This is a genomic window from Polaromonas sp. UBA4122 (assembly GCA_002381615.1).
In the GTDB taxonomy this organism is placed as follows: domain Bacteria; phylum Pseudomonadota; class Gammaproteobacteria; order Burkholderiales; family Burkholderiaceae_C; genus Polaromonas.
Genome location: DFWY01000164.1, coordinates 1,423 through 18,999 on the forward strand (window position 1 = coordinate 1,423; position 17,577 = coordinate 18,999).

Genomic DNA, 17,577 nt, shown 5'->3' on the forward strand with positions numbered 1-17,577 from the left:
CTGGTGGGCTCGGAGATGTGTATAAGAGACAGGCTTTAGGCCCAACGTCGGCATCGTCTTGCTCAACCAGAGAAGTCAGGTATTTTGGGGCAAGCGTATCCGTACCCACTCGTGGCAGTTTCCGCAGGGTGGCATTGACCGGGGTGAAAATCCCGAGCAGGCCATGTTGCGTGAGTTGCACGAAGAGGTTGGGCTGTTTCCGCAGCACGTACAGGTGCTGGCCCGTACCCGAGACTGGTTGCGCTATGAGGTGCCTGACCGGTTCATCCGCCGCGATGCGCGCGGACATTACAGAGGCCAGAAACAGATCTGGTTCTTGCTACAGCTGGTCGGTCACGACTGGGATCTGAACCTGCGCGCAACAAGCCATCCCGAGTTTGATGCCTGGCGCTGGAACGACTATTGGGTGCCGCTTGATGTCGTGGTGGATTTCAAGCGGAGCGTCTACGAAATGGCGCTCACAGAGCTGTCGCGCTTCGTGCCGCGCTTTGATTCCCGGTTTGATCTGCGTCCAGACCAGCGTAACCGCTATTGGCGTGGCGGCTTGCACCAACGCGACCAGGCCGCAGAGGACAATCCCCGCGAGGCGAACGACCCGATGCAAGCCTACGCTGTCAGACTTGGTGCCTCGTTTGAGCTGCCTCCTGGCGCCACCTTTGAGCCTGATCCGCAGACCAGTTTCGGCGGGGATCCCCAGACGATAAAAACATGAAATTCAAACTGGCCTTCCTGGCACTTTTGCTCGGCGTGACCTGCGCGGCCTGGGCTCAGCCCACGGTGGACAATCCCGACTGGAAAGAGTCCGAAGTGCCGGCGCCACCGGCCTTTGACGTCAGCAAGCTCATTACTTTTGAGGTGTCACCAACCGCCTCGCTGGTCTATGGCGTCGACCCGGCTTCCATCCGCATTTCCAACAGCGACGGCGTCGTTCGCTATGTGGTGGTAGCCAGCAGTGCCAGTGGTGCAAGAAACGTGATGTACGAAGGCATACGCTGCTCCACCGGTGAATTCAAGACCTATGGCCGCTACTCGCCGGAAGGCCGCTGGAGCATGGTTAGCAACGCGGAGTGGCGCTCCCTGTATGAAAACATGCCGTCCAAGCATGCCTTGCGATTCGCCAAGGCCGGCGCCTGCAACAACGCGGCACCCGCAACGTCGGTCGATGTCCTGGTCAAGCAGTTGAAAAACCCGCTTTCCGCGGCGACGAATTAGGGCCCGTGAAAGCAACTGCGGGGCGCAGACGCTCTTCAGGTCTTAACGGCTAAGGACCAGGTTGGTGCGGTGAACCATTTCAGGCTCACCCGTGTAACCCAGCAGCTTTTCGAATTCCGACGATGCTTTCCGGCAAATCAGTCTGGCTTCGGAGCTCGAATAATTGGCCAGGCCCCGCGCAATTTCTGCGCCGTCGGCATTCCTGACTGCAATCACGTCGCCGCGTGAAAAATCACCCTGCACCGCAGTCATGCCAATGGGTAGCAGGCTCTTGCCTTCATCGCGTACCTTGCTTGCGGCGCCCCCATCCACGCTGACTGAACCGCGCAACTGCAGGTGATCGGCCATCCATTGCTTGCGGGCCTGCATCTTTTGGGTTTGCGCCACCAGCAGTGTGCCAATCGCCTCGCCCTGGGTCAGCCGGATCAGCGCCTGGGGCTCGCGGCCCCAGGCAATGACGGTAGAGGCCCCCGACCCCGCAGCGCGTTTTGCGGCCAGGATTTTGGTGATCATGCCGCCACTGCCGATGCTCGAGCCGGCGCCGCCCGCCATCGCTTCCAGTGCCGCATCACCGGCGGTTGCTTCGCGCACAAACTGGGCTGCGGGGTCCTTGCGCGGATCGGCGGTGTACAGGCCTTTCTGGTCGGTCAGAATGACCAGCGCATCGGCTTCGACGAGGTTGGCCACCAACGCGCCCAAGGTGTCGTTGTCGCCAAACTTGATCTCGTCGTTGACCACAGTGTCGTTCTCATTGATGACCGGCACCACGCCCAGTTGCAGCAAGGTCAGCAGGGTGGAGCGGGCATTCAGGTATCGCTCGCGGTCAGCCAGGTCGGCATGGGTCAGCAGGACCTGTGCGCTGCCAATGCCGTTTTCCCGCAATTTTGTTTCATACACCTGGACCAGGCCCATCTGGCCTACGGCGGCGGCGGCCTGCAGCTCATGAATGGCTTTGGGACGGGTGCTCCAGCCCAAGCGTTTCATGCCTTCGGCGATGGCGCCGCTGCTCACCATGATCACTTCGCGCCCACCCTTGACCAGGGCTGCCAGCTGCTCGCACCACTGGCCGATGGCGGCTGCATCGAGCCCCCGGCCCTCGTTGGTCACCAGGCTGGAGCCCACCTTGACCACAATGCGCTTGGCGTTGCGCAGAACAGGGGAGCCCGTTGTATCGTGCATTTTTCAGTACTTTTCAGGCTATAGCCCAATGGATACGGGAACAAGCAGCTATTATTTGCATAGCAAACACCGCTCTGCGCTTGCCAGCCGATCAGCCGGAAACAGGCGGTTCGGCTGGTTCTGGAGGCAGCTCGGCAAATCGCGGATCAATGTCTTCCACGGGTTGCTCGCTTTTCTGGACTTCTTTGACGTGCTGGTAAATCGTCTTGACGAGTTGTTCGCAGCCCTCGCGCGTCAGGGCGGAAATTTCAAAGACAGGGCCCTTGAACTTGAAGCGCTTGACAAAATCCTTGACGACGGCAGCGCGCTTGTCGGCGTCCACCATGTCGAGCTTGTTGAGGACCAGCCAGCGCGGTTTTTTATAAAGCGCTTCATCGTATTTTTTGAGTTCACCCACGATCGCCTTGGCCTGGGCGACCGGATCTACGTTTTCGTCGAAGGGTGCCAGATCAACGATATGCAGCAACAGGCGGGTGCGCTGCAGGTGCCGCAAAAACAAATGTCCCAAGCCCGCGCCTTCTGAAGCGCCCTCAATAAGGCCTGGCAAATCAGCCACTACAAAGCTTTGTTCGGGGCCTACCCGCACCACGCCCAGATTGGGGTGCAAAGTGGTGAAAGGATAGTCGGCAATGCGCGGCCGGGCATTGGATACTGCTGAGATAAAGGTGGATTTGCCTGCGTTGGGCATGCCCAGCAGGCCGACATCGGCCAGCACCTTCAATTCAAGTTTAAGATTTTTGTGCTCACCGGGCCAGCCCGGTGTCTTGCTGCGCGGCGCGCGGTTGGTCGAGCTCTTGAAGCGCAGGTTGCCAAAACCGCCATCGCCACCTTTGGCAATCAGGACTTGTTCGCCAGGCACCAGCAGTTCAAAAAGAACCTCGCCAGTCTCGGCATCGGTCAGGATGGTTCCCACGGGCATTTTGAGGATGACGTCATCGCCCTTGGCGCCGAACATGTCGGAGCCCATGCCATGCTGGCCATTGCGGGCGTTGTGGCGGCGCGAAAACCGGAAGTCCACCAGGGTGTTCAGGTTGACGTCTGCCACCGCATACACATGGCCGCCACGCCCGCCGTCGCCCCCGTTCGGCCCACCGAATTCCTTGTACTTTTCGTGGCTGAACGAGACGCAGCCACTCCCGCCATCGCCAGCGGCAATGTCAATATAGGCTTCGTCAACAAATTTCATGATGGGGTAGGGTGCGAGTAGAGCGGAGTGCTTAAGATACGGACAGCTAGTTTACAAACAAAAAAGCCCCGACAGATCGGGGCTTCGATGCCATCGACGTGATCAGCTTACGCTGGCGTCACATTGATGGTGTGCTTGTTCAGCGCGCCCTTGATGCAGAAGGAAACCGCACCATCAACCAATGCAAACAGCGTGTGGTCTTTGCCGATACCGACATTGACGCCTGGGTGAAACTTGGTGCCGCGCTGGCGCACGATGATGCTGCCTGCGTTGATCACTTCGCCGCCAAATTTCTTGACGCCCAACATTTTGGGCTGTGAATCACGCCCATTGTGCGTAGAGCCGCCGCCTTTTTTATGTGCCATTTTTCGTTACTCCTGGTACTTCCCTGCTTAACCGACGATGGCGCCGATTTGCAGTTCAGTGAAGTTTTGCCGGTGACCCTGGCGTTTCTGATAGTGCTTGCGACGACGCATTTTGAAAATGGTCACTTTGTCGTGCCTGCCGTGAGCCAGCACAGTGGCTGTAACAGTTGCGCCGGACACCAAGGGCGTACCAACCTTGATTGTGCTGCCTTCTCCGACAGCCAATACCTGGTCAATAACGATCTCTTGGCCTACGTCCGCAGCAATCTGTTCTACTTTAATTTTTTCTCCAGCAGCAACCTTGTATTGTTTGCCACCGGTTTTTATGACCGCGTACATGTAAGACCTCGTAAATTGAGTTCTGCGGACGTATTTCCACAGAGCCCGATATTCTATCACGATAGCTTGAAAATGCCTGACCGGAGGTTTGTGGGCAGCTTCCAGTCAGGTCGCAGCCTCTGATGGTTGAAGGCGGGCTTTCTATAATCTGGCCAAACTTAACGTCTGGACCTCCTTTTGTCTGCCAATTCTTCAAGTACCGCTGCTGCCCTTGCCCTGATTGCCGACGACATGCGCGAAATGGACGCGGTGATCGAGCGTCGCCTCAAATCCGAGGTGCCCCTGGTCAGCCAGGTTTCGCAATACATCGTGGCTGCCGGCGGCAAGCGCCTGCGACCAGCCCTGTTGCTGCTGATGTGCGGCGCCCTGGGCTACCGCGGCGATCAGCGCTACAACCTTGCCGCCGTGGTCGAGTTCATTCACACCGCCACCTTGCTGCATGACGACGTGGTCGACGAATCCACCCTGCGCCGCGGCCGTGCCACCGCCAACGAGGCTTTTGGCAACCCTGCCAGCGTGCTGGTGGGCGATTTTCTATACTCCCGGGCCTTCCAGATGATGGTCGATGCCGGCGATATGCGCATCATGCAAACCCTCGCGGAGGCCACCAATGTGATCGCCGAAGGGGAAGTCCTGCAACTCATGAACATGCATGATGCCGCCCTGTCCGAGGAAGGCTACCTTCGCGTCATCCGCTCCAAGACCGCCAAACTGTTTGAAGCCAGTGCCCGTCTGGCGGCCTTACTGGCGCAGTCCTCCCCGTCCGTTGAGCAAAGTTGCGCAGACTACGGGCAGGCGCTGGGCACCGCATTTCAGGTCATTGATGATGTGCTGGACTACGACGGCAACGTCTCGGAAATGGGGAAAAACCTGGGGGATGACTTGCGCGAAGGCAAGGCGACGCTGCCCCTCATCATTGCGATGCAGCGAGGCACCGAGCGGGAGCGCGCCACCCTCCGGCAGGCCATTGAGACCGGTGAAACGGACCAGATGGCGCAGATTATTGCGATCGTGCATCAGACCGGGGCCTTGCAGGCGACGCGGGACGCCGCCGCTGCGGAGGCGCAACGCGCGCTAAACGCCTTGCAAACATTGCCACAAAACCCTTACAGTCATGCATTGATGCAGTTGGCCTCCCAATTACTGGCGAGGCGCTCCTGATGGTTTTGTCAAGGCGGGGTGTAGCTTAGCCAGGTAGAGCGCTACGTTCGGGACGTAGAGGCCGGAGGTTCGAATCCTCTCACCCCGACCATATTTCTTCAATGAAATCAATGGTGGTCTAGCTTGATACGGAAGAGCCAGCGCTGGCAAAAACCAGCGAAAAGGAGCGAAATGCTCCAAATCTGCTCCAAATCGGGTTGCGTCGCGATTCATTCGTTTGCCTGCGCCTAGCTGCGCTGACAGGCACGCCTGACCCGCCCTTTTGGGGCCGTGGGCCAAGCCAGTGGAGCAGCGACTTGATGAGCTCGGTCACTATGGGCGTCAACGGCCTCCACCTGACTGAATGCAGGATGTTGGACTTGGACTCGCTTTAATGTAAATTTCAGTTGCTCCTGGTAACTTACAATTTCCTCTGGGTAATTGCAATTGCTCCTTGTAAAATACAATTACCAAGACAATCTTGCTTTCATCAATTCCCATGAGTAGTTCTTCCGCCCAAAGTTATCTTCAATTTCCGCTTACCAAGTTGCTCGGCAACAGCGGCAACGTCCGAGTGCTGCGGGCCTTGATGTCCTACGGCGCGCCACTAAGCGCAGTTCAACTGGCGCGGGACACCGGTCTGACAAGGCAGGGGGTACGACTCGTCCTGGAAGGCCTGGAAGGTCAAGGATTGGTCACGACCCTTGGGCTGCCACGTTCTCAGCTTTTCGCGATAGTGCCCGTTCACCCGTTTGCCTCCACGTTAACGACAATCTTTGAGCAAGAGCGCAACCGGTGGGATGTTCTGAACCAAACACTGCGTGATACGTTGAATGCGAACCAAGGTGTGCGGTCCGCCTGGCTATACGGCAGTGTGGCGCGGGGTGAAGACACCCCCCGCAGCGACATCGACATCGCAATAGTTACACAAGAAGATGGAGCACATGTTGCCGAAGAAATTCGGGACGCATTTCAAGGGTTAGAAGACCTGTTGCACGCTCATTTCTCGCTAGTCGCGCTTACACCTGATGACGTTGCGAGGCTTTCGTCGGATGACCCCTGGTGGAAGGAACTTATAAAGGATGCTAAGTTGCTCAAAGGGGGATCCCCGCAACAGGAGGCATTGCGCTGCACACGCGGGGCTCAACTCGCATGACTGGAAAAAGCTCACGAAAAAGCGTTGACGCCTTGTATTGGCAGGGACGTTTACGCGCTGCGCGGGACCATCTGCGGATAGCGCATGACGCTGCAACATTGTCTGAGCCTGGGCAAAACGCAAGCCCTGTTGTAAGTCTGATTGTTCTGGCGGCTATTGCTTACTGCGACAGTCTTACAGCCAAACGAGCCCAAGTCGTCAACCAGCAGGACCACGCCTTAGCGCCACGACTGCTTCGAGACGTCCTGCGAAATACCCTACCGGACTCGCAAGAACGACGTTTGCGCCGAATGTTGAGCCTTAAGGACGAAGCTCACTACGGAGCCCGAATGACCCCTCTCGATGAAGCGAAGCGGCTACTTACTGAACTCGAAAGTTTTGCCCGTTGGACAGAAGATATGCTTCAATGACCGATGGTTGCTTTCTGACGACTCCCCACAGCCAAGGACGCCGAGCCCATCATCCGCCGGCTCATCGAGCGCACCGATGACGTCATCGAACAGATCTTCGCGCGGCTGCCGACCGGATTCCCCCAACAGCTCGCTGACTCCGTCTTCCAGGGATTGAAAGGGGCCGTGGGGAACTTGCAAGGCATGTCATCCTAGGCTGCGGCTGACGGCACGGCTTTCTCCCCGAAAGACCTGCTCATCGGACCGACGCAGCACCCAGACGCCCGCAGGCGGGACGTTTCTCCAGACCATGCCATGGTGCTGCCACCTGAAGCCCACGGGGGCCTCAAAGGGTTTTCGGGGTTGGTATGTGAACTGCACCAGCCAGGAACCCGCGTGCCTTTCCAGGGTGGCGACCAGACTTGCCTGCAGTTCAGCCGACACCTCGGCCGGTAAAGAGCGAAACGGCAGGCTGGAGACCACGACCAGCTTCTTGTTCGTTTGCAGCCCGGCCAGCACATCCTGCGCCGGCGCTTGCCGGACGTCCAACTCGGGAAATCGCTTTTTCAAACCCAGTGCAAGTTCTGGGTTGATTTCCACCGCGATCAGGTGCGGAGCCCCATGCTTGGCAAGGAGCGCCCGGGTGATGGCTCCGGTGCCCGCGCCCAGCTCAACAACGGTTCCTGACCCCGAAGAGGCCTCCGCCATTGCTTTGGCCAGAAAGGGAGAGGAGGGCAGCAGCGCGCCCGTGGTGGACGGGTCACGTAGCATGCATGAAAACAGGTGCAGCGGGCGCATCCTGGATGTAGTGCCCGGGTTTATCCGGGAGGCCCTCGCCCCTAGCTGCAGGAAATGCAACAACCCATACCTGGGCAGGGCCAATGCCGTCCTGAGGGACATCCGTTTGCGAGTCAGTGCCCGGCGGGAAAGGCCACTGTTGTCAAGGTTTTCCATAGAAGGTACCGGTAATTTTGCGCTGCGGCTCATTCAGTTGAGGGCGCCCGTCAAGAAACCAACATGCCGCCAGGCGGTCACGGCCAGCCGGTTTGACAAGCGTTACCGCATCTTGCGCACCGGCTTGGTCATGACCTTCCGAGAAATTTTCAACCTTGTTCATTCGGGCTTTTTGGCGCACACTGCAAGATTTCATACGAAAACCCCCGGGGGAAACCCGGGTACACTTGATATATATCAAACTTGGTACCTGCTTCAGGCTGCTGCGCCAGGTAACAGATAGTAAAAATTGTGTCGTTTTGCCTGGGGGCTCGTCTCCGTCAATGCAGCATAAGCCAGCCAGAAAGCCCAAGTTAGTGTCTGTCACCCAGTTTCCGGTTAGCCAACCCATTCCGCAACACATTGCCATCATCATGGATGGCAATCGTCGTTGGGCCAAGCAGTTCGGTATGCCGGCGGCACTGGGCCATGCCAATGGGGCCCGGCGCGTGCGCAGCATCGTGCAGGCCTGCGCTGACCGAGGCGTGCGCTTCATCACCCTGTTTGCCTTCAGCACCGAAAACTGGCAACGCCCGCCGGATGAAGTATCCAGCCTGATGGGTTTGCTGGCGCTCTACCTGCGCAAAGAAGTGAGCGACATGAACGCCAAAGGCGTGCGCCTGAAGGTGGTTGGCGATACTTCGGATTTTGACGTGAAGATTCAGGCCCTGATCCGCGACGCGCAAGAAAAAACCGCCCACAACGACACCATCACCCTCACCATCGCGGCCAACTATGGCGGCCGGTGGGATGTGGTTCAGGCCGTCAAGTCGTGGCAAGCGGCCCACCCCGGAGAGCCGGTTGACGCGATGGATGAAGCCAGCTTGGCCGCCCACCTCGGCCTGGCCTACGCGCCAGACCCTGACTTGCTGATCCGCACCGGCGGCGAATCGCGCATCAGCAACTTCATGTTGTGGCAGCTTGCCTATACCGAGATGTTTTTCACAGATGTCTTGTGGCCCAGTTTTACGGCCGATGAGCTTGATCAAGCCATCGCCTGGTACGGCATGCGTGACCGCCGCTTTGGTGGCACCAGTACTCTCTCGGTCGTCAAGGCCTAAGTTTTTTCATCTTATTTCCCCAATTGCCCATGTTGAAGTCATTTTCGAAGTCACTTTGTCTGCGAGCGATGCTCGCTGCGCTGGTTGTGTCACTGAGTGCGGGCTTGCATGCCCAGACGGCCGCGCCTGCTACCGGCTTCAGTTCTGGTTTTTCAGCCAGTGCGCCGGCCCCTGGTGCAGCGCCAGCGCCGGCAGCACCCGCACCCTCAACGTCATCTACGCCCACAACAGACCAAGCAGCAGCCATGCAGTCTGCACAGCAGAAGCAAGCCACAGCGCCAGACGCCGCCAAAGCTGGCGCCGATGCCACTGGCCCCGAGGCTACGCGTGCTCGTCCGCCTGCCCGTGTTTCCGGCCCCAGCCAGTTCCAGCGTTTTGTGCAAGAAACCACCGGCCGCTTGCTGCCCATGTATGGCCGCGACTTGTTTGATGCGCCACAAGCCTACGCAGTGGACAGTGCCCTGCCCGCACCTGATGACTACCTGTTAGGGCCAGGCGATGAGGTTCGGTTGCAGGTATGGGGTCCGGTGGACTTCAACACCAGCCTGACGATTGACCGCAATGGCCAAGTGAACATACCCAAGGTGGGCGTCGTCACTTTGGCTGGCGTGGCCGTGCGTGATCTTGACAAAACCTTGCGCGGTCATTTGGGCAAGGTCTACACCAACTTCAGCGCCAACGCCACTTTGGGGCGCTTGCGCGGCATCCAGGTGTATGTGGTCGGCCAGGCACAGCAGCCGGGCACCTTCCACCTGTCCAGTCTCAGCACCCTGGTCAATGCGCTGTTCGCCAGCGGCGGCCCCAGCGCCAATGGCTCCATGCGCAACATCGAGCTCAAGCGCGCGGGCAAAACCATCAGCACCCTTGACCTGTATGACTTTATTGCACGCGGCGACAAATCCCGCGACCTGCCCTTGATGTCGGGTGACGTCATTGTGATCCCGCCTGTGGGTCCGCGAGTGGCTGTCACCGGCGCTTTTGATCAAGCCGCCATCTACGAACTTAAATCCGGCGCCACCAGCGTGGCAGACATCCTGGCCTTGGGCGGCGGCGTGCCTGCCCTGGCCACCACCCAAAAGGCACTGTTGGAGCGCATCACGCGCGAGAGCAATCCGCCGCGTCAGGTGCAAGAAATCGTGCTCGATGAGCAAGGCCTGCGTCAGCCCCTGCACGATGGTGACGTGCTGACCCTGCTCGGCATCAGCCCGGCCTTTGCCAACGCCGTAACGCTGCAGGGCACCGTGGCGGCGCCGCTGCGCTACCGCTGGTTTGAAGGCATGAAAATTCTGGACCTGATACCCGAGCGCGATGCACTCATCACCGGCGATTACTACAAGCGCAAGAACCTGCTGGTGCAAAACGCAGAACTAGCGCAGGCCGCAGGTAGCAACGTGGCCACCCGTATCCGCGGCATGGCTGACCAAATCAACTGGGACTATGCCGTCATTGAGCGCATGGACCGCAATAAACTCACCACCGAGCTTATCCCCTTCAACCTGGGCAAGGCAGTGCTGCAGCGGGACCCCGCGTACAACCTGCCGCTGCAATCCGGTGACGTGGTCACCATCCTGAGCCAGAACGACCTGCGCCTGCCGCAAGACCGCCAGAGCCGCCTGGTGCGCGTGGAAGGCGAAGTAGCCGCCCCCGGCGTCTACCAGACCACCCCCGGCGAGACCCTGCCCCAGTTGCTGCAGCGCATTGGCGGCCTGACGCCGCAGGCCTATGTGTTTGGCGCCGAGTTCAACCGCGAATCGGTGCGCACCCGTCAGCAAGAAAATCTGGACACCCTCATCCGTCGGCTAGAAGCGCAGTCGCAGGCGCAGGCCAGCAGCGTCATAGCCAACCGGGGTACTGACAATGCGGCCCAGGCCCAAGTGCTGCAGCAGCAACAGCAAGCCCAGCTAAAAAGCCAGATCGATCGGCTCAAGGCCTTCAAGAGCAATGGCCGCCTGGCCATGGAACTAGACCCACAGGCCCAAACCCTGGCTAACTTGCCCGCCCTGCCGCTTGAGGACGGCGACCACATCCTCATCCCCGCTGTGCCGGGCTTTGTATCAGCGTTTGGTTCCGTCAACAACGAAAACGTGTTTATCTACAAGCCGGGCAAGACCGTGGGCGACGTCCTCAAGTCTGCCGGCCTGACCGAAGACGCCGAACCAGACCAGGCCTTTGTACTGCGTGCCGACGGCAGCATCATCGCGCGGCGCGACCGCAGTGGCTTCTTTGGCGGCGGCTTTGAATCCCTCCACGTCATGCCTGGCGACACCGTGGTGGTGCCCGCGCAAATTGACCGCGAGAGCCGCTACAACTTTGTCACCCGCGCACTCAAAGACTGGACGCAAATTTTCTCCAACTTTGGTCTGGGCATCGCCGCCATCAAAACCATCAACAAGTTGTAAAGCCATGACTGACCCTACGTCACAGTCTTTGCCTGGCATCGACGCACAACTGCGGGAAGTGTTGACACGCTTTCCAAGGCTGGTGCTGGCCGTGCTGTTTGGCTCGGTGGCCCAGGGGCGTCAACGCGCAGACAGCGACCTGGACATTGCGGTCGCAGCCAACCAGGCACTGACAGCGCCAGAGAAAATGGCCATCATCGAAGCGCTGGCCGAGCGCACTGGCCGCCCTGTTGACCTGATTGATTTAAAAGTAGTGGCCGAGCCCTTGCTGGGGCAAATCGTGCGGCATGGCCGCCGGCTGCTGGGTAGCGATAGCGCGTATGGCCAATTGATCAGCCGCCACTTGTTTGAGCAGGCAGACTTCATGCCGTATCGCACCAGGGTGCTGGCAGAAAGGCGGGCGGCATGGATCGGGAAGTAGTCGAACAAAAACTGGAGTCGCTGCGTCGCTGTTTGCAGCGCATCGAAACCAAGTGCCCTGCAGATGCTGAAACGTTGGTTACGAACTTTGACCTGCAAGACATCATCTCGTTAAACCTCAGCCGTGCTGTGCAGATGTGTGTTGACATTGGCGCGCACCTGATTGCTGGCATGGACGTGCCGCCGCCCGACACGATGGGGCAAACTTTTGATTTACTCGCGCAGTCAGGGGTGTTGAATACGGTGCTGGCAGGCAATCTAAAAAAAGCCGTGGGCTTTCGCAATATTGCCGTGCACAACTACGAAACCATCAACTGGCACATCGTGCACAGTATTGTGAAAAACCACCTGGCAGACTTCTCAGCATTTGCAAAAGTAGTGTCGCTGGAACTGTACAAATGAATATTGCTAGCAGCACAACACCATGACCGAACCCACCCAAGCCGCCATGAACCAGACGGACATGCCCGAAGACGACGAAATCAGCCTGCTAGACCTGCTGCAGGTAGTCGCCGACAACCTGCGCCTGCTGGTGCTGGCGCCACTGGCCGCCGGGCTGCTGGCGCTGGGCATCACCTTTGCCATCCCGCCCACCTTTACCGCCACCACCAAATTCATGCCGCCGCAGCAGCAACAAAGTGGCGCCGCCGCCATGCTGGCAGGCTTGGGCGCCTTGGGCGGTTTGGCAGGTGCAGCCAGTGGCCTGAAGAACCCGGCCGACCAATACGTGGCCTTCCTCAAAAGCCGCTCTGTTCAAGACGCACTGATCGACCGCTTCAAGCTGACCGACCGCTACGAGACAAAATTCCGCGAAGACGCCCGCAAAGCATTGGACGCCAATGTCCAAGTCGCCAGCGGCAAAGACGGCCTCATCACCATTGACGCGAGCGACAAAGACCCCGCCTTTGCCGCCCAGCTGGCCAACGCAAATGTGGAAGAACTAGGCAAGCTGCTCAATCGCCTGGCCGTGACCGAAGCCCAGCAGCGCCGCGTCTTTTTTGAAAAGCAGCTGACCAACGCCAAAGACAACCTGATCAAGGCCGAGCAGGCGCTCAAGGCCAGCGGTGTCAGCGCCGATACGCTCAAGGCCAACCCGCAGTCTGCGGTTGAGGGCTTGGCAAAGCTGCAAGCCGCCATCACCGCGCAACAAGTCAAGCTGGCCAGCATGCGCGGCTACCTGGCCGAGTCCGCGCCCGACTTCAGGCAGGCCCAAACCGAGCTGGCAGCCTTGCGCAGCCAACTAACCCAAGCCGAAAAGCAGGAGCCCGCGCAGACCGGGGGCGACGGTGACTATGTCGCCAAGTTCCGCAACTTCAAATACCAGGAAACCCTGTTTGATCTCTTTGCCAAACAGTACGAAATTGCCCGCGTAGACGAAAGCCGCGAAGGCGCCATCATTCAGGTGGTGGATGTTGCGCAGCCGCCCGAGCGAAAAAGCAAGCCCAAGAAGGCTCTGATTGCCATGATGACCACACTGGCCGTGGGCTTTGCGCTGCTGCTCTTCGTCTTCATCCGCCAAGCCCTGCGCGGTGCCGCTCAAACACCCGAATCGGCTGAAAAGATAGGCCGCTTGCGCCACGCCTGGGGCAGGGCGATCGGTCGCCGCCCCACCCCCCCCTCGTCATTGGGAGCGTAGCGCGGCAATCCATGCCCCTCCACCCATCATGCAAACCTACCTAATCGTCTTCGCCGTCACCCTGCTCGCCAGTGCCGCCCTGGTAGCTACCAAGCACTGGCATGGCCACCACAGCATGGACAGCACCTCTGGACCGCAAAAGTTTCACACTCACCCCACGCCGCGCGTGGGCGGCATTGCCATCGTGACGGGTATGCTGGCCGGCTATCTGTTGGCCCAGCCCAGCCGCCAGAGCCTGCTGTGGCCGCTGCTGCTGGCCGGCGCACCGGCCTTTGTGTTTGGCTTGGCGGAAGACCTGACCAAGAAGGTCAGCGTGCGTGCCCGGCTGCTGGCCACCATGGCCTGCAGCGTGCTGGGATGGGCCATCACCGGCCAGTCGATCACCAACGCCAACGTGCCAGGGCTCGACTGGTTGCTCGGCTTTACCGTGGTGTCGGTGCTCTTCACCGCCTTCGCCGTGGGCGGGGTGGCCAACGCCATCAACATCATTGACGGCTTCAACGGCCTGGCCGCCGGCACCGTCATCATCATCCTGTGCAGCTTCGCGCTGATGTCCAGTGCGCTCGGCGACGTGGACATGCTCCGCATCAGCCTCATCCTGGCCGCTGCCATGCTGGGATTTGGCCTGGTCAACTGGCCGCTGGGCAAGATCTTTCTGGGCGACGGCGGCGCCTATTTTGTGGGCTTTGCCCTGGCCTGGCTAGCCGTGCTGATGCTGGCACGCCACCATGAGGTATCGGCCTGGGCCCCCATGTTGGTGTGTGGCTACCCGGTGCTGGAGGTGCTGTTCAGCATCGTGCGCCGCCGCCGACGCAGCCTGAGCGCGGGCGATGCCGACCGTCTGCATCTGCACAGCCTGGTCAAGCGCCGCCTGGTGCGCTCCCTGTTGCCCAACGCCAGCAACCTGGTGCGCAACTCAACCACCGGAGCCATCATGTGGAGCGCCGCCCTGTTGCCCGCCGTCATTGCGGTCAACTGGCCCACCAACACACTCGTTCTCGTCATGGGGTGGGCTGGCTGTGCACTGTTGTACGCGGTGGTTTATGCACGGCTTACGCAGTTCCGCTGGCGCTTTAGCCCCGCCACTTTGACTACAAAAACAAGCACCACATGATCCAACCCGTCATCCTCTGCGGCGGCTCCGGTACCCGCCTCTGGCCGCTGTCCCGCAAAGCTTTTCCCAAGCAGTTTGTGCCCCTGCTTGACAACAAAAGCCTGCTGCAGCTCACGCTGGAGCGCGTAGCGCAGCTGGGCAGCCATGCGGCCGTCAACGTCATGTGCGTGGCGGCAGACGATCACCGCTTTATGGTGACCGAGGCCATGCAGGCGGCCAAGGTGAGTGGCACCGTCATTCTGGAGCCCGCCGCGCGCAACACGGCGGCCGCCATGGCGCTGGCCGCGCTGGCGGCACAGCCTGAGCAATTGCTGCTGTTTTGCCCGGCCGACCACCACATCCCCGATGCCCAGGCCTTTGCCGCCATGGTGGCACAAGGCCAGGCCGCAGCCGGGCAGGGCGCCATCGTCACCTTTGGCGTGGTGCCCAGTTTCCCCAGCACCGCCTACGGCTACATCCAGCAAGGCGAAGCCCGGCCAGACGGCAGCCACATGGTTGCCCGCTTCATCGAAAAACCCGCCGCCGACCAGGCCCAGGCCCTGATCCTGCAAGGCGACATGCTGTGGAACGCAGGCATTTTTCTGTGCAAAGCCGACACACTGCTTAAAGCACTGCAGCAGCACGCGCCCGACATTCTGGCCCACTGCCAGCAAGCCATGGCCGGCGCCACGCAAGACCAGGCCTTCATCCGACCCGAGCTCCAGGCCTTCAATGCCTGCCGCGCTGAAAGCATCGACTTCGCCGTGATGGAGCACCACGCCGATGTCGCCGTTGTGCCTTTCAGTGGCGCCTGGAGCGATGTGGGCAGCTGGAACGCCGTGGCCGAGCTGTCGAAGCCCGACGCGCACGGCAACCGCACCCACGGCCAGGCCCACACCCTGCACGCCCGCAACACCTTTGTGCACGCGCCGCACCGCCCCGTGGTGGTGCTGGGCACGCAAGACCTGCTGGTCATCGACACGCCCGACGCCGTGCTGGTAGTGGCCGCCAGCCATGCCGAGTATGTCAAAGACGTGGTCAATCATCTGACGCAGCAAGGCGTGGCCCAGGCCAGCGTGCACCGCCACACCGCCCGCCCCTGGGGCGCTTACGACAGCGTCGACGCCGGCGAGCGCTTTCAGGTCAAGCGCATCAGCGTCAAGCCCGGTGCCCAGCTGTCGCTGCAAATGCACCATCACCGCGCCGAGCACTGGATCGTCGTCAAGGGAACAGCCGAGGTGACCTGCGGCGACAAGACCTTTTTGCTGTCTGAAAACCAGTCCACCTACATCCCGCTGGGCACCGTGCACCGGCTCAAGAACCCCGGCAAAACGCCGCTGGAGCTGGTTGAAGTGCAAAGCGGCAGCTACCTGGGTGAAGACGACATCGTGCGTTTTGAAGATGTGTACGGCCGCGTCATTCCAATGAAAGCAGGGGCATGAAAAGCCATGGATCGCCACGGCCTGCAGCCTCGCGATGACGAATATGACCACCGCACCCAAACCCGCCCTTGCCACCGGCAAGCAAATCGTTGCGCCGCTGCGATCAAGCGCAACCATGCACGTTTTCCGCAAGATTTCATGTTCCAGCTCTCGGCCGATGAGTTCACGGCTTTGAGGTCACAAACTGTGACCTCAAACACCGGGCGCGGCGGACGCCGCTAGAACCACCCAAACGACCAATCGGGTTTGTCACGCCACAAGAGCGCCCTTAGCCGTCATTGCGAGCGCAGCGTGGCAATCCATTTCCTGAATTCACACAACTAACCATGACTCAAAAAACCGCCCTCATCACCGGCATCACCGGTCAAGACGGCTCCTACCTGGCCGAGTTTCTGCTGGCCAAGGGCTACATCGTCCACGGCATCAAGCGCCGCGCCAGCTCGTTCAACACGCAGCGCGTAGACCACATCTACCAGGACCCGCACATTGACAACCGCAACTTTGTGCTGCACTACGGCGACCTGAGCGACAGCAGCAACCTGACGCGCATCGTTCAGCAAACCCAGCCCGACGAAATCTACAACCTCGGTGCGCAAAGCCATGTGGCCGTGAGCTTTGAATCGCCCGAGTACACCGCCGACGTAGACGGCATGGGCACGCTGCGCCTGTTAGAGGCCATTCGTATCCTGGGGCTGGAGAAAAAAACGCGCTTTTACCAGGCCAGTACCTCCGAGCTGTACGGCCTGGTGCAGGAAACCCCGCAAAAGGAAACCACGCCGTTCTACCCGCGCAGCCCCTACGCAGTGGCCAAGCTCTACGCCTACTGGATCACCGTCAACTACCGCGAAGCCTACGGCCTGTATGCCTGCAACGGCATCTTGTTCAACCACGAAAGCCCGCGCCGCGGCGAAACCTTTGTGACCCGCAAGGTCACGCGCGGCCTGGCCAACATTGCCCAGGGCCTGGAAAGTTGCCTCTTCATGGGCAATATCGACTCGCTGCGCGACTGGGGCCATGCGCATGACTACGTGCGCATGCAGTGGCTCATGCTGCAGCAAGACCAGCCCGAAGACTTTGTCATTGCCACCGGCAAGCAGGTCAGCGTGCGCGAGTTCATCAGCCGCAGCGCTGCCCAACTGGGCATTACCCTGCGCTTTGAAGGCCAGGGCGTGGACGAAGTCGGCATTGTGCAAGCCATCACCGGCGACAAGGCCCCCGCTGTCGCCGTCGGCGACGTGCTGCTCAAGATCGACCCGCGCTACTTCCGCCCCACTGAAGTGGAAACCCTGCTGGGCGACCCCACCAAAGCCAAAGAAAAACTCGGCTGGGTGCCCGAAATCACGCTAGACCAGATGATTGAAGAAATGATGGCAAACGATCTCGATCAGGCCCGCCGCCATGCGCTGCTGAAGCAACACGGCTACAACGTAGCCGTGAGCGTGGAGTAAAGCGCCATGAGCAACCCACTGCGCATCTTCGTAGCCGGCCATCGTGGCATGGTCGGCAGCGCCATCGTGCGCCACCTGACACAGCACGCCGCCCCCTCCGTCATTGCGAGCGAAGCGCG

20 protein-coding genes and 1 tRNA gene are annotated in these 17,577 nt (G+C 60.1%); 14 read left to right on the forward strand and 7 right to left on the reverse strand.

The window, feature by feature from the left end; genetic code table 11:
* The first annotated feature begins 52 nt into the window (after window positions 1–52).
* Window positions 53–712, forward strand: coding sequence for an RNA pyrophosphohydrolase (locus tag B3F77_RS19570; RefSeq protein ID WP_414703057.1), 660 nt, complete (start codon window positions 53–55; stop codon window positions 710–712).
* A complete protein-coding gene (locus B3F77_RS19575; RefSeq protein WP_293606569.1) occupies window positions 709–1,212 on the forward strand; it encodes a CNP1-like family protein in 504 nt (167 codons plus the stop codon). Before B3F77_RS19570 ends, B3F77_RS19575 begins: the two co-directional genes overlap by 4 nt.
* A 42-nt stretch (window positions 1,213–1,254) precedes the next feature.
* Here B3F77_RS19575 and proB read toward each other — a convergent pair whose 3' ends face one another.
* The 4 genes from proB to rplU all read right to left on the reverse strand — a co-directional run bounded on the left by proB (window position 1,255) and on the right by rplU (window position 4,281).
* Window positions 1,255–2,391, reverse strand: a complete 1,137-nt coding sequence (gene proB / locus B3F77_RS19580; protein ID WP_293606570.1) for a glutamate 5-kinase — start codon at window positions 2,389–2,391, stop codon at window positions 1,255–1,257.
* A 91-nt stretch (window positions 2,392–2,482) separates the two neighbouring features.
* A complete protein-coding gene (gene cgtA / locus B3F77_RS19585; RefSeq protein ID WP_293606571.1) occupies window positions 2,483–3,577 on the reverse strand; it encodes an Obg family GTPase CgtA in 1,095 nt (364 codons plus the stop codon).
* Between the two features lie 107 nt (window positions 3,578–3,684).
* On the reverse strand, window positions 3,685–3,942 hold the full coding sequence (rpmA, locus tag B3F77_RS19590; protein WP_293606572.1) for a 50S ribosomal protein L27: 258 nt from the start codon (window positions 3,940–3,942) through the stop codon (window positions 3,685–3,687).
* 27 nt (window positions 3,943–3,969) lie between these two features.
* A complete protein-coding gene (gene rplU / locus B3F77_RS19595; protein ID WP_293606573.1) occupies window positions 3,970–4,281 on the reverse strand; it encodes a 50S ribosomal protein L21 in 312 nt (103 codons plus the stop codon).
* A gap of 177 nt (window positions 4,282–4,458) precedes the next feature.
* Here rplU and B3F77_RS19600 point away from each other — a divergent pair, with 177 nt between their 5' ends.
* The 3 genes from B3F77_RS19600 to B3F77_RS19610 all read left to right on the forward strand — a co-directional run bounded on the left by B3F77_RS19600 (window position 4,459) and on the right by B3F77_RS19610 (window position 6,577).
* Entirely contained in the window at window positions 4,459–5,442 is a 984-nt protein-coding gene (locus tag B3F77_RS19600; RefSeq protein ID WP_293606574.1) for a polyprenyl synthetase family protein, read from the forward strand.
* Window positions 5,443–5,456: 14 nt separating this feature from the next.
* Window positions 5,457–5,533 (forward strand) — tRNA-Pro (locus B3F77_RS19605).
* Window positions 5,534–5,920: 387 nt separating this feature from the next.
* Window positions 5,921–6,577, forward strand: a complete 657-nt coding sequence (locus tag B3F77_RS19610; protein WP_293606575.1) for a nucleotidyltransferase domain-containing protein — start codon at window positions 5,921–5,923, stop codon at window positions 6,575–6,577.
* A gap of 356 nt (window positions 6,578–6,933) precedes the next feature.
* Here the strand turns inward: B3F77_RS19610 and B3F77_RS19615 are convergent, their stop codons facing one another.
* The 3 genes from B3F77_RS19615 to B3F77_RS19625 all read right to left on the reverse strand — a co-directional run bounded on the left by B3F77_RS19615 (window position 6,934) and on the right by B3F77_RS19625 (window position 8,083).
* Window positions 6,934–7,167 (reverse strand): hypothetical protein, encoded by a 234-nt coding sequence (locus B3F77_RS19615; RefSeq protein WP_293606576.1) that lies wholly within the window; start codon window positions 7,165–7,167, stop codon window positions 6,934–6,936.
* A 6-nt stretch (window positions 7,168–7,173) separates the two neighbouring features.
* Window positions 7,174–7,737, reverse strand: coding sequence for a class I SAM-dependent methyltransferase (locus tag B3F77_RS19620; RefSeq protein ID WP_293606577.1), 564 nt, complete (start codon window positions 7,735–7,737; stop codon window positions 7,174–7,176).
* A gap of 169 nt (window positions 7,738–7,906) precedes the next feature.
* Window positions 7,907–8,083, reverse strand: a complete 177-nt coding sequence (locus B3F77_RS19625; protein ID WP_293606578.1) for a hypothetical protein — start codon at window positions 8,081–8,083, stop codon at window positions 7,907–7,909.
* Window positions 8,084–8,243: 160 nt separating this feature from the next.
* Between B3F77_RS19625 and uppS the strand changes: the two genes are divergently transcribed.
* The 9 genes from uppS to gmd all read left to right on the forward strand — a co-directional run bounded on the left by uppS (window position 8,244) and on the right by gmd (window position 17,458).
* Complete coding sequence (gene uppS / locus B3F77_RS19630; RefSeq protein WP_414703055.1) at window positions 8,244–9,020, forward strand: polyprenyl diphosphate synthase; 777 nt, start codon at window positions 8,244–8,246, stop codon at window positions 9,018–9,020.
* A 245-nt stretch (window positions 9,021–9,265) separates the two neighbouring features.
* Window positions 9,266–11,419, forward strand: coding sequence for a polysaccharide biosynthesis/export family protein (locus tag B3F77_RS19635; protein WP_293606580.1), 2,154 nt, complete (start codon window positions 9,266–9,268; stop codon window positions 11,417–11,419).
* Between the two features lie 4 nt (window positions 11,420–11,423).
* The gene (mntA, locus tag B3F77_RS19640) at window positions 11,424–11,840 is read left to right on the forward strand and encodes a type VII toxin-antitoxin system MntA family adenylyltransferase antitoxin (RefSeq protein ID WP_293606581.1); all 417 of its coding nucleotides are present in this window, start codon (window positions 11,424–11,426) and stop codon (window positions 11,838–11,840) included.
* Entirely contained in the window at window positions 11,825–12,241 is a 417-nt protein-coding gene (gene hepT / locus B3F77_RS19645; RefSeq protein WP_414703056.1) for a type VII toxin-antitoxin system HepT family RNase toxin, read from the forward strand. Before mntA ends, hepT begins: the two co-directional genes overlap by 16 nt.
* A gap of 22 nt (window positions 12,242–12,263) precedes the next feature.
* A complete protein-coding gene (locus B3F77_RS19650) occupies window positions 12,264–13,475 on the forward strand; it encodes a Wzz/FepE/Etk N-terminal domain-containing protein (RefSeq protein WP_293606583.1) in 1,212 nt (403 codons plus the stop codon).
* Window positions 13,476–13,503: 28 nt separating this feature from the next.
* The gene (locus tag B3F77_RS19655) at window positions 13,504–14,589 is read left to right on the forward strand and encodes an MraY family glycosyltransferase (RefSeq protein WP_293606584.1); all 1,086 of its coding nucleotides are present in this window, start codon (window positions 13,504–13,506) and stop codon (window positions 14,587–14,589) included.
* A complete protein-coding gene (locus B3F77_RS19660) occupies window positions 14,586–16,010 on the forward strand; it encodes a mannose-1-phosphate guanylyltransferase/mannose-6-phosphate isomerase (protein ID WP_293606585.1) in 1,425 nt (474 codons plus the stop codon). The genes B3F77_RS19655 and B3F77_RS19660 overlap by 4 nt, the downstream gene beginning before the upstream one ends.
* 6 nt (window positions 16,011–16,016) lie before the next feature.
* The gene (locus B3F77_RS19665) at window positions 16,017–16,232 is read left to right on the forward strand and encodes an ORF6N domain-containing protein (RefSeq protein WP_293606586.1); all 216 of its coding nucleotides are present in this window, start codon (window positions 16,017–16,019) and stop codon (window positions 16,230–16,232) included.
* Between the two features lie 104 nt (window positions 16,233–16,336).
* Complete coding sequence (gene gmd / locus B3F77_RS19670; RefSeq protein WP_293606587.1) at window positions 16,337–17,458, forward strand: GDP-mannose 4,6-dehydratase; 1,122 nt, start codon at window positions 16,337–16,339, stop codon at window positions 17,456–17,458.
* The last annotated feature ends 119 nt before the right edge of the window (window positions 17,459–17,577 follow it).

What these genes read in the sequence shown, in the direction of transcription:
- B3F77_RS19665 (WP_293606586.1), top strand. Translation starts at nt 16,017, where the DNA reads ATGGATCGCCACGGCCTGCAGCCTCGCGATGACGAATATGACCACCGC.
- rpmA (WP_293606572.1), bottom strand. Translation starts at nt 3,942, where the DNA reads ATGGCACATAAAAAAGGCGGCGGCTCTACGCACAATGGGCGTGATTCA.
- B3F77_RS19610 (WP_293606575.1), top strand. Translation starts at nt 5,921, where the DNA reads ATGAGTAGTTCTTCCGCCCAAAGTTATCTTCAATTTCCGCTTACCAAG.
- cgtA (WP_293606571.1), bottom strand. Translation starts at nt 3,577, where the DNA reads ATGAAATTTGTTGACGAAGCCTATATTGACATTGCCGCTGGCGATGGC.
- B3F77_RS19655 (WP_293606584.1), top strand. Translation starts at nt 13,504, where the DNA reads ATGCAAACCTACCTAATCGTCTTCGCCGTCACCCTGCTCGCCAGTGCC.
- gmd (WP_293606587.1), top strand. Translation starts at nt 16,337, where the DNA reads ATGACTCAAAAAACCGCCCTCATCACCGGCATCACCGGTCAAGACGGC.
- mntA (WP_293606581.1), top strand. Translation starts at nt 11,424, where the DNA reads ATGACTGACCCTACGTCACAGTCTTTGCCTGGCATCGACGCACAACTG.
- B3F77_RS19650 (WP_293606583.1), top strand. Translation starts at nt 12,264, where the DNA reads ATGACCGAACCCACCCAAGCCGCCATGAACCAGACGGACATGCCCGAA.
- B3F77_RS19635 (WP_293606580.1), top strand. Translation starts at nt 9,266, where the DNA reads ATGCAGTCTGCACAGCAGAAGCAAGCCACAGCGCCAGACGCCGCCAAA.
- uppS (WP_414703055.1), top strand. Translation starts at nt 8,244, where the DNA reads ATGCAGCATAAGCCAGCCAGAAAGCCCAAGTTAGTGTCTGTCACCCAG.
- B3F77_RS19660 (WP_293606585.1), top strand. Translation starts at nt 14,586, where the DNA reads ATGATCCAACCCGTCATCCTCTGCGGCGGCTCCGGTACCCGCCTCTGG.
- proB (WP_293606570.1), bottom strand. Translation starts at nt 2,391, where the DNA reads ATGCACGATACAACGGGCTCCCCTGTTCTGCGCAACGCCAAGCGCATT.
- hepT (WP_414703056.1), top strand. Translation starts at nt 11,825, where the DNA reads ATGGATCGGGAAGTAGTCGAACAAAAACTGGAGTCGCTGCGTCGCTGT.
- B3F77_RS19620 (WP_293606577.1), bottom strand. Translation starts at nt 7,737, where the DNA reads ATGCTACGTGACCCGTCCACCACGGGCGCGCTGCTGCCCTCCTCTCCC.
- rplU (WP_293606573.1), bottom strand. Translation starts at nt 4,281, where the DNA reads ATGTACGCGGTCATAAAAACCGGTGGCAAACAATACAAGGTTGCTGCT.
- B3F77_RS19575 (WP_293606569.1), top strand. Translation starts at nt 709, where the DNA reads ATGAAATTCAAACTGGCCTTCCTGGCACTTTTGCTCGGCGTGACCTGC.
- B3F77_RS19625 (WP_293606578.1), bottom strand. Translation starts at nt 8,083, where the DNA reads ATGAACAAGGTTGAAAATTTCTCGGAAGGTCATGACCAAGCCGGTGCG.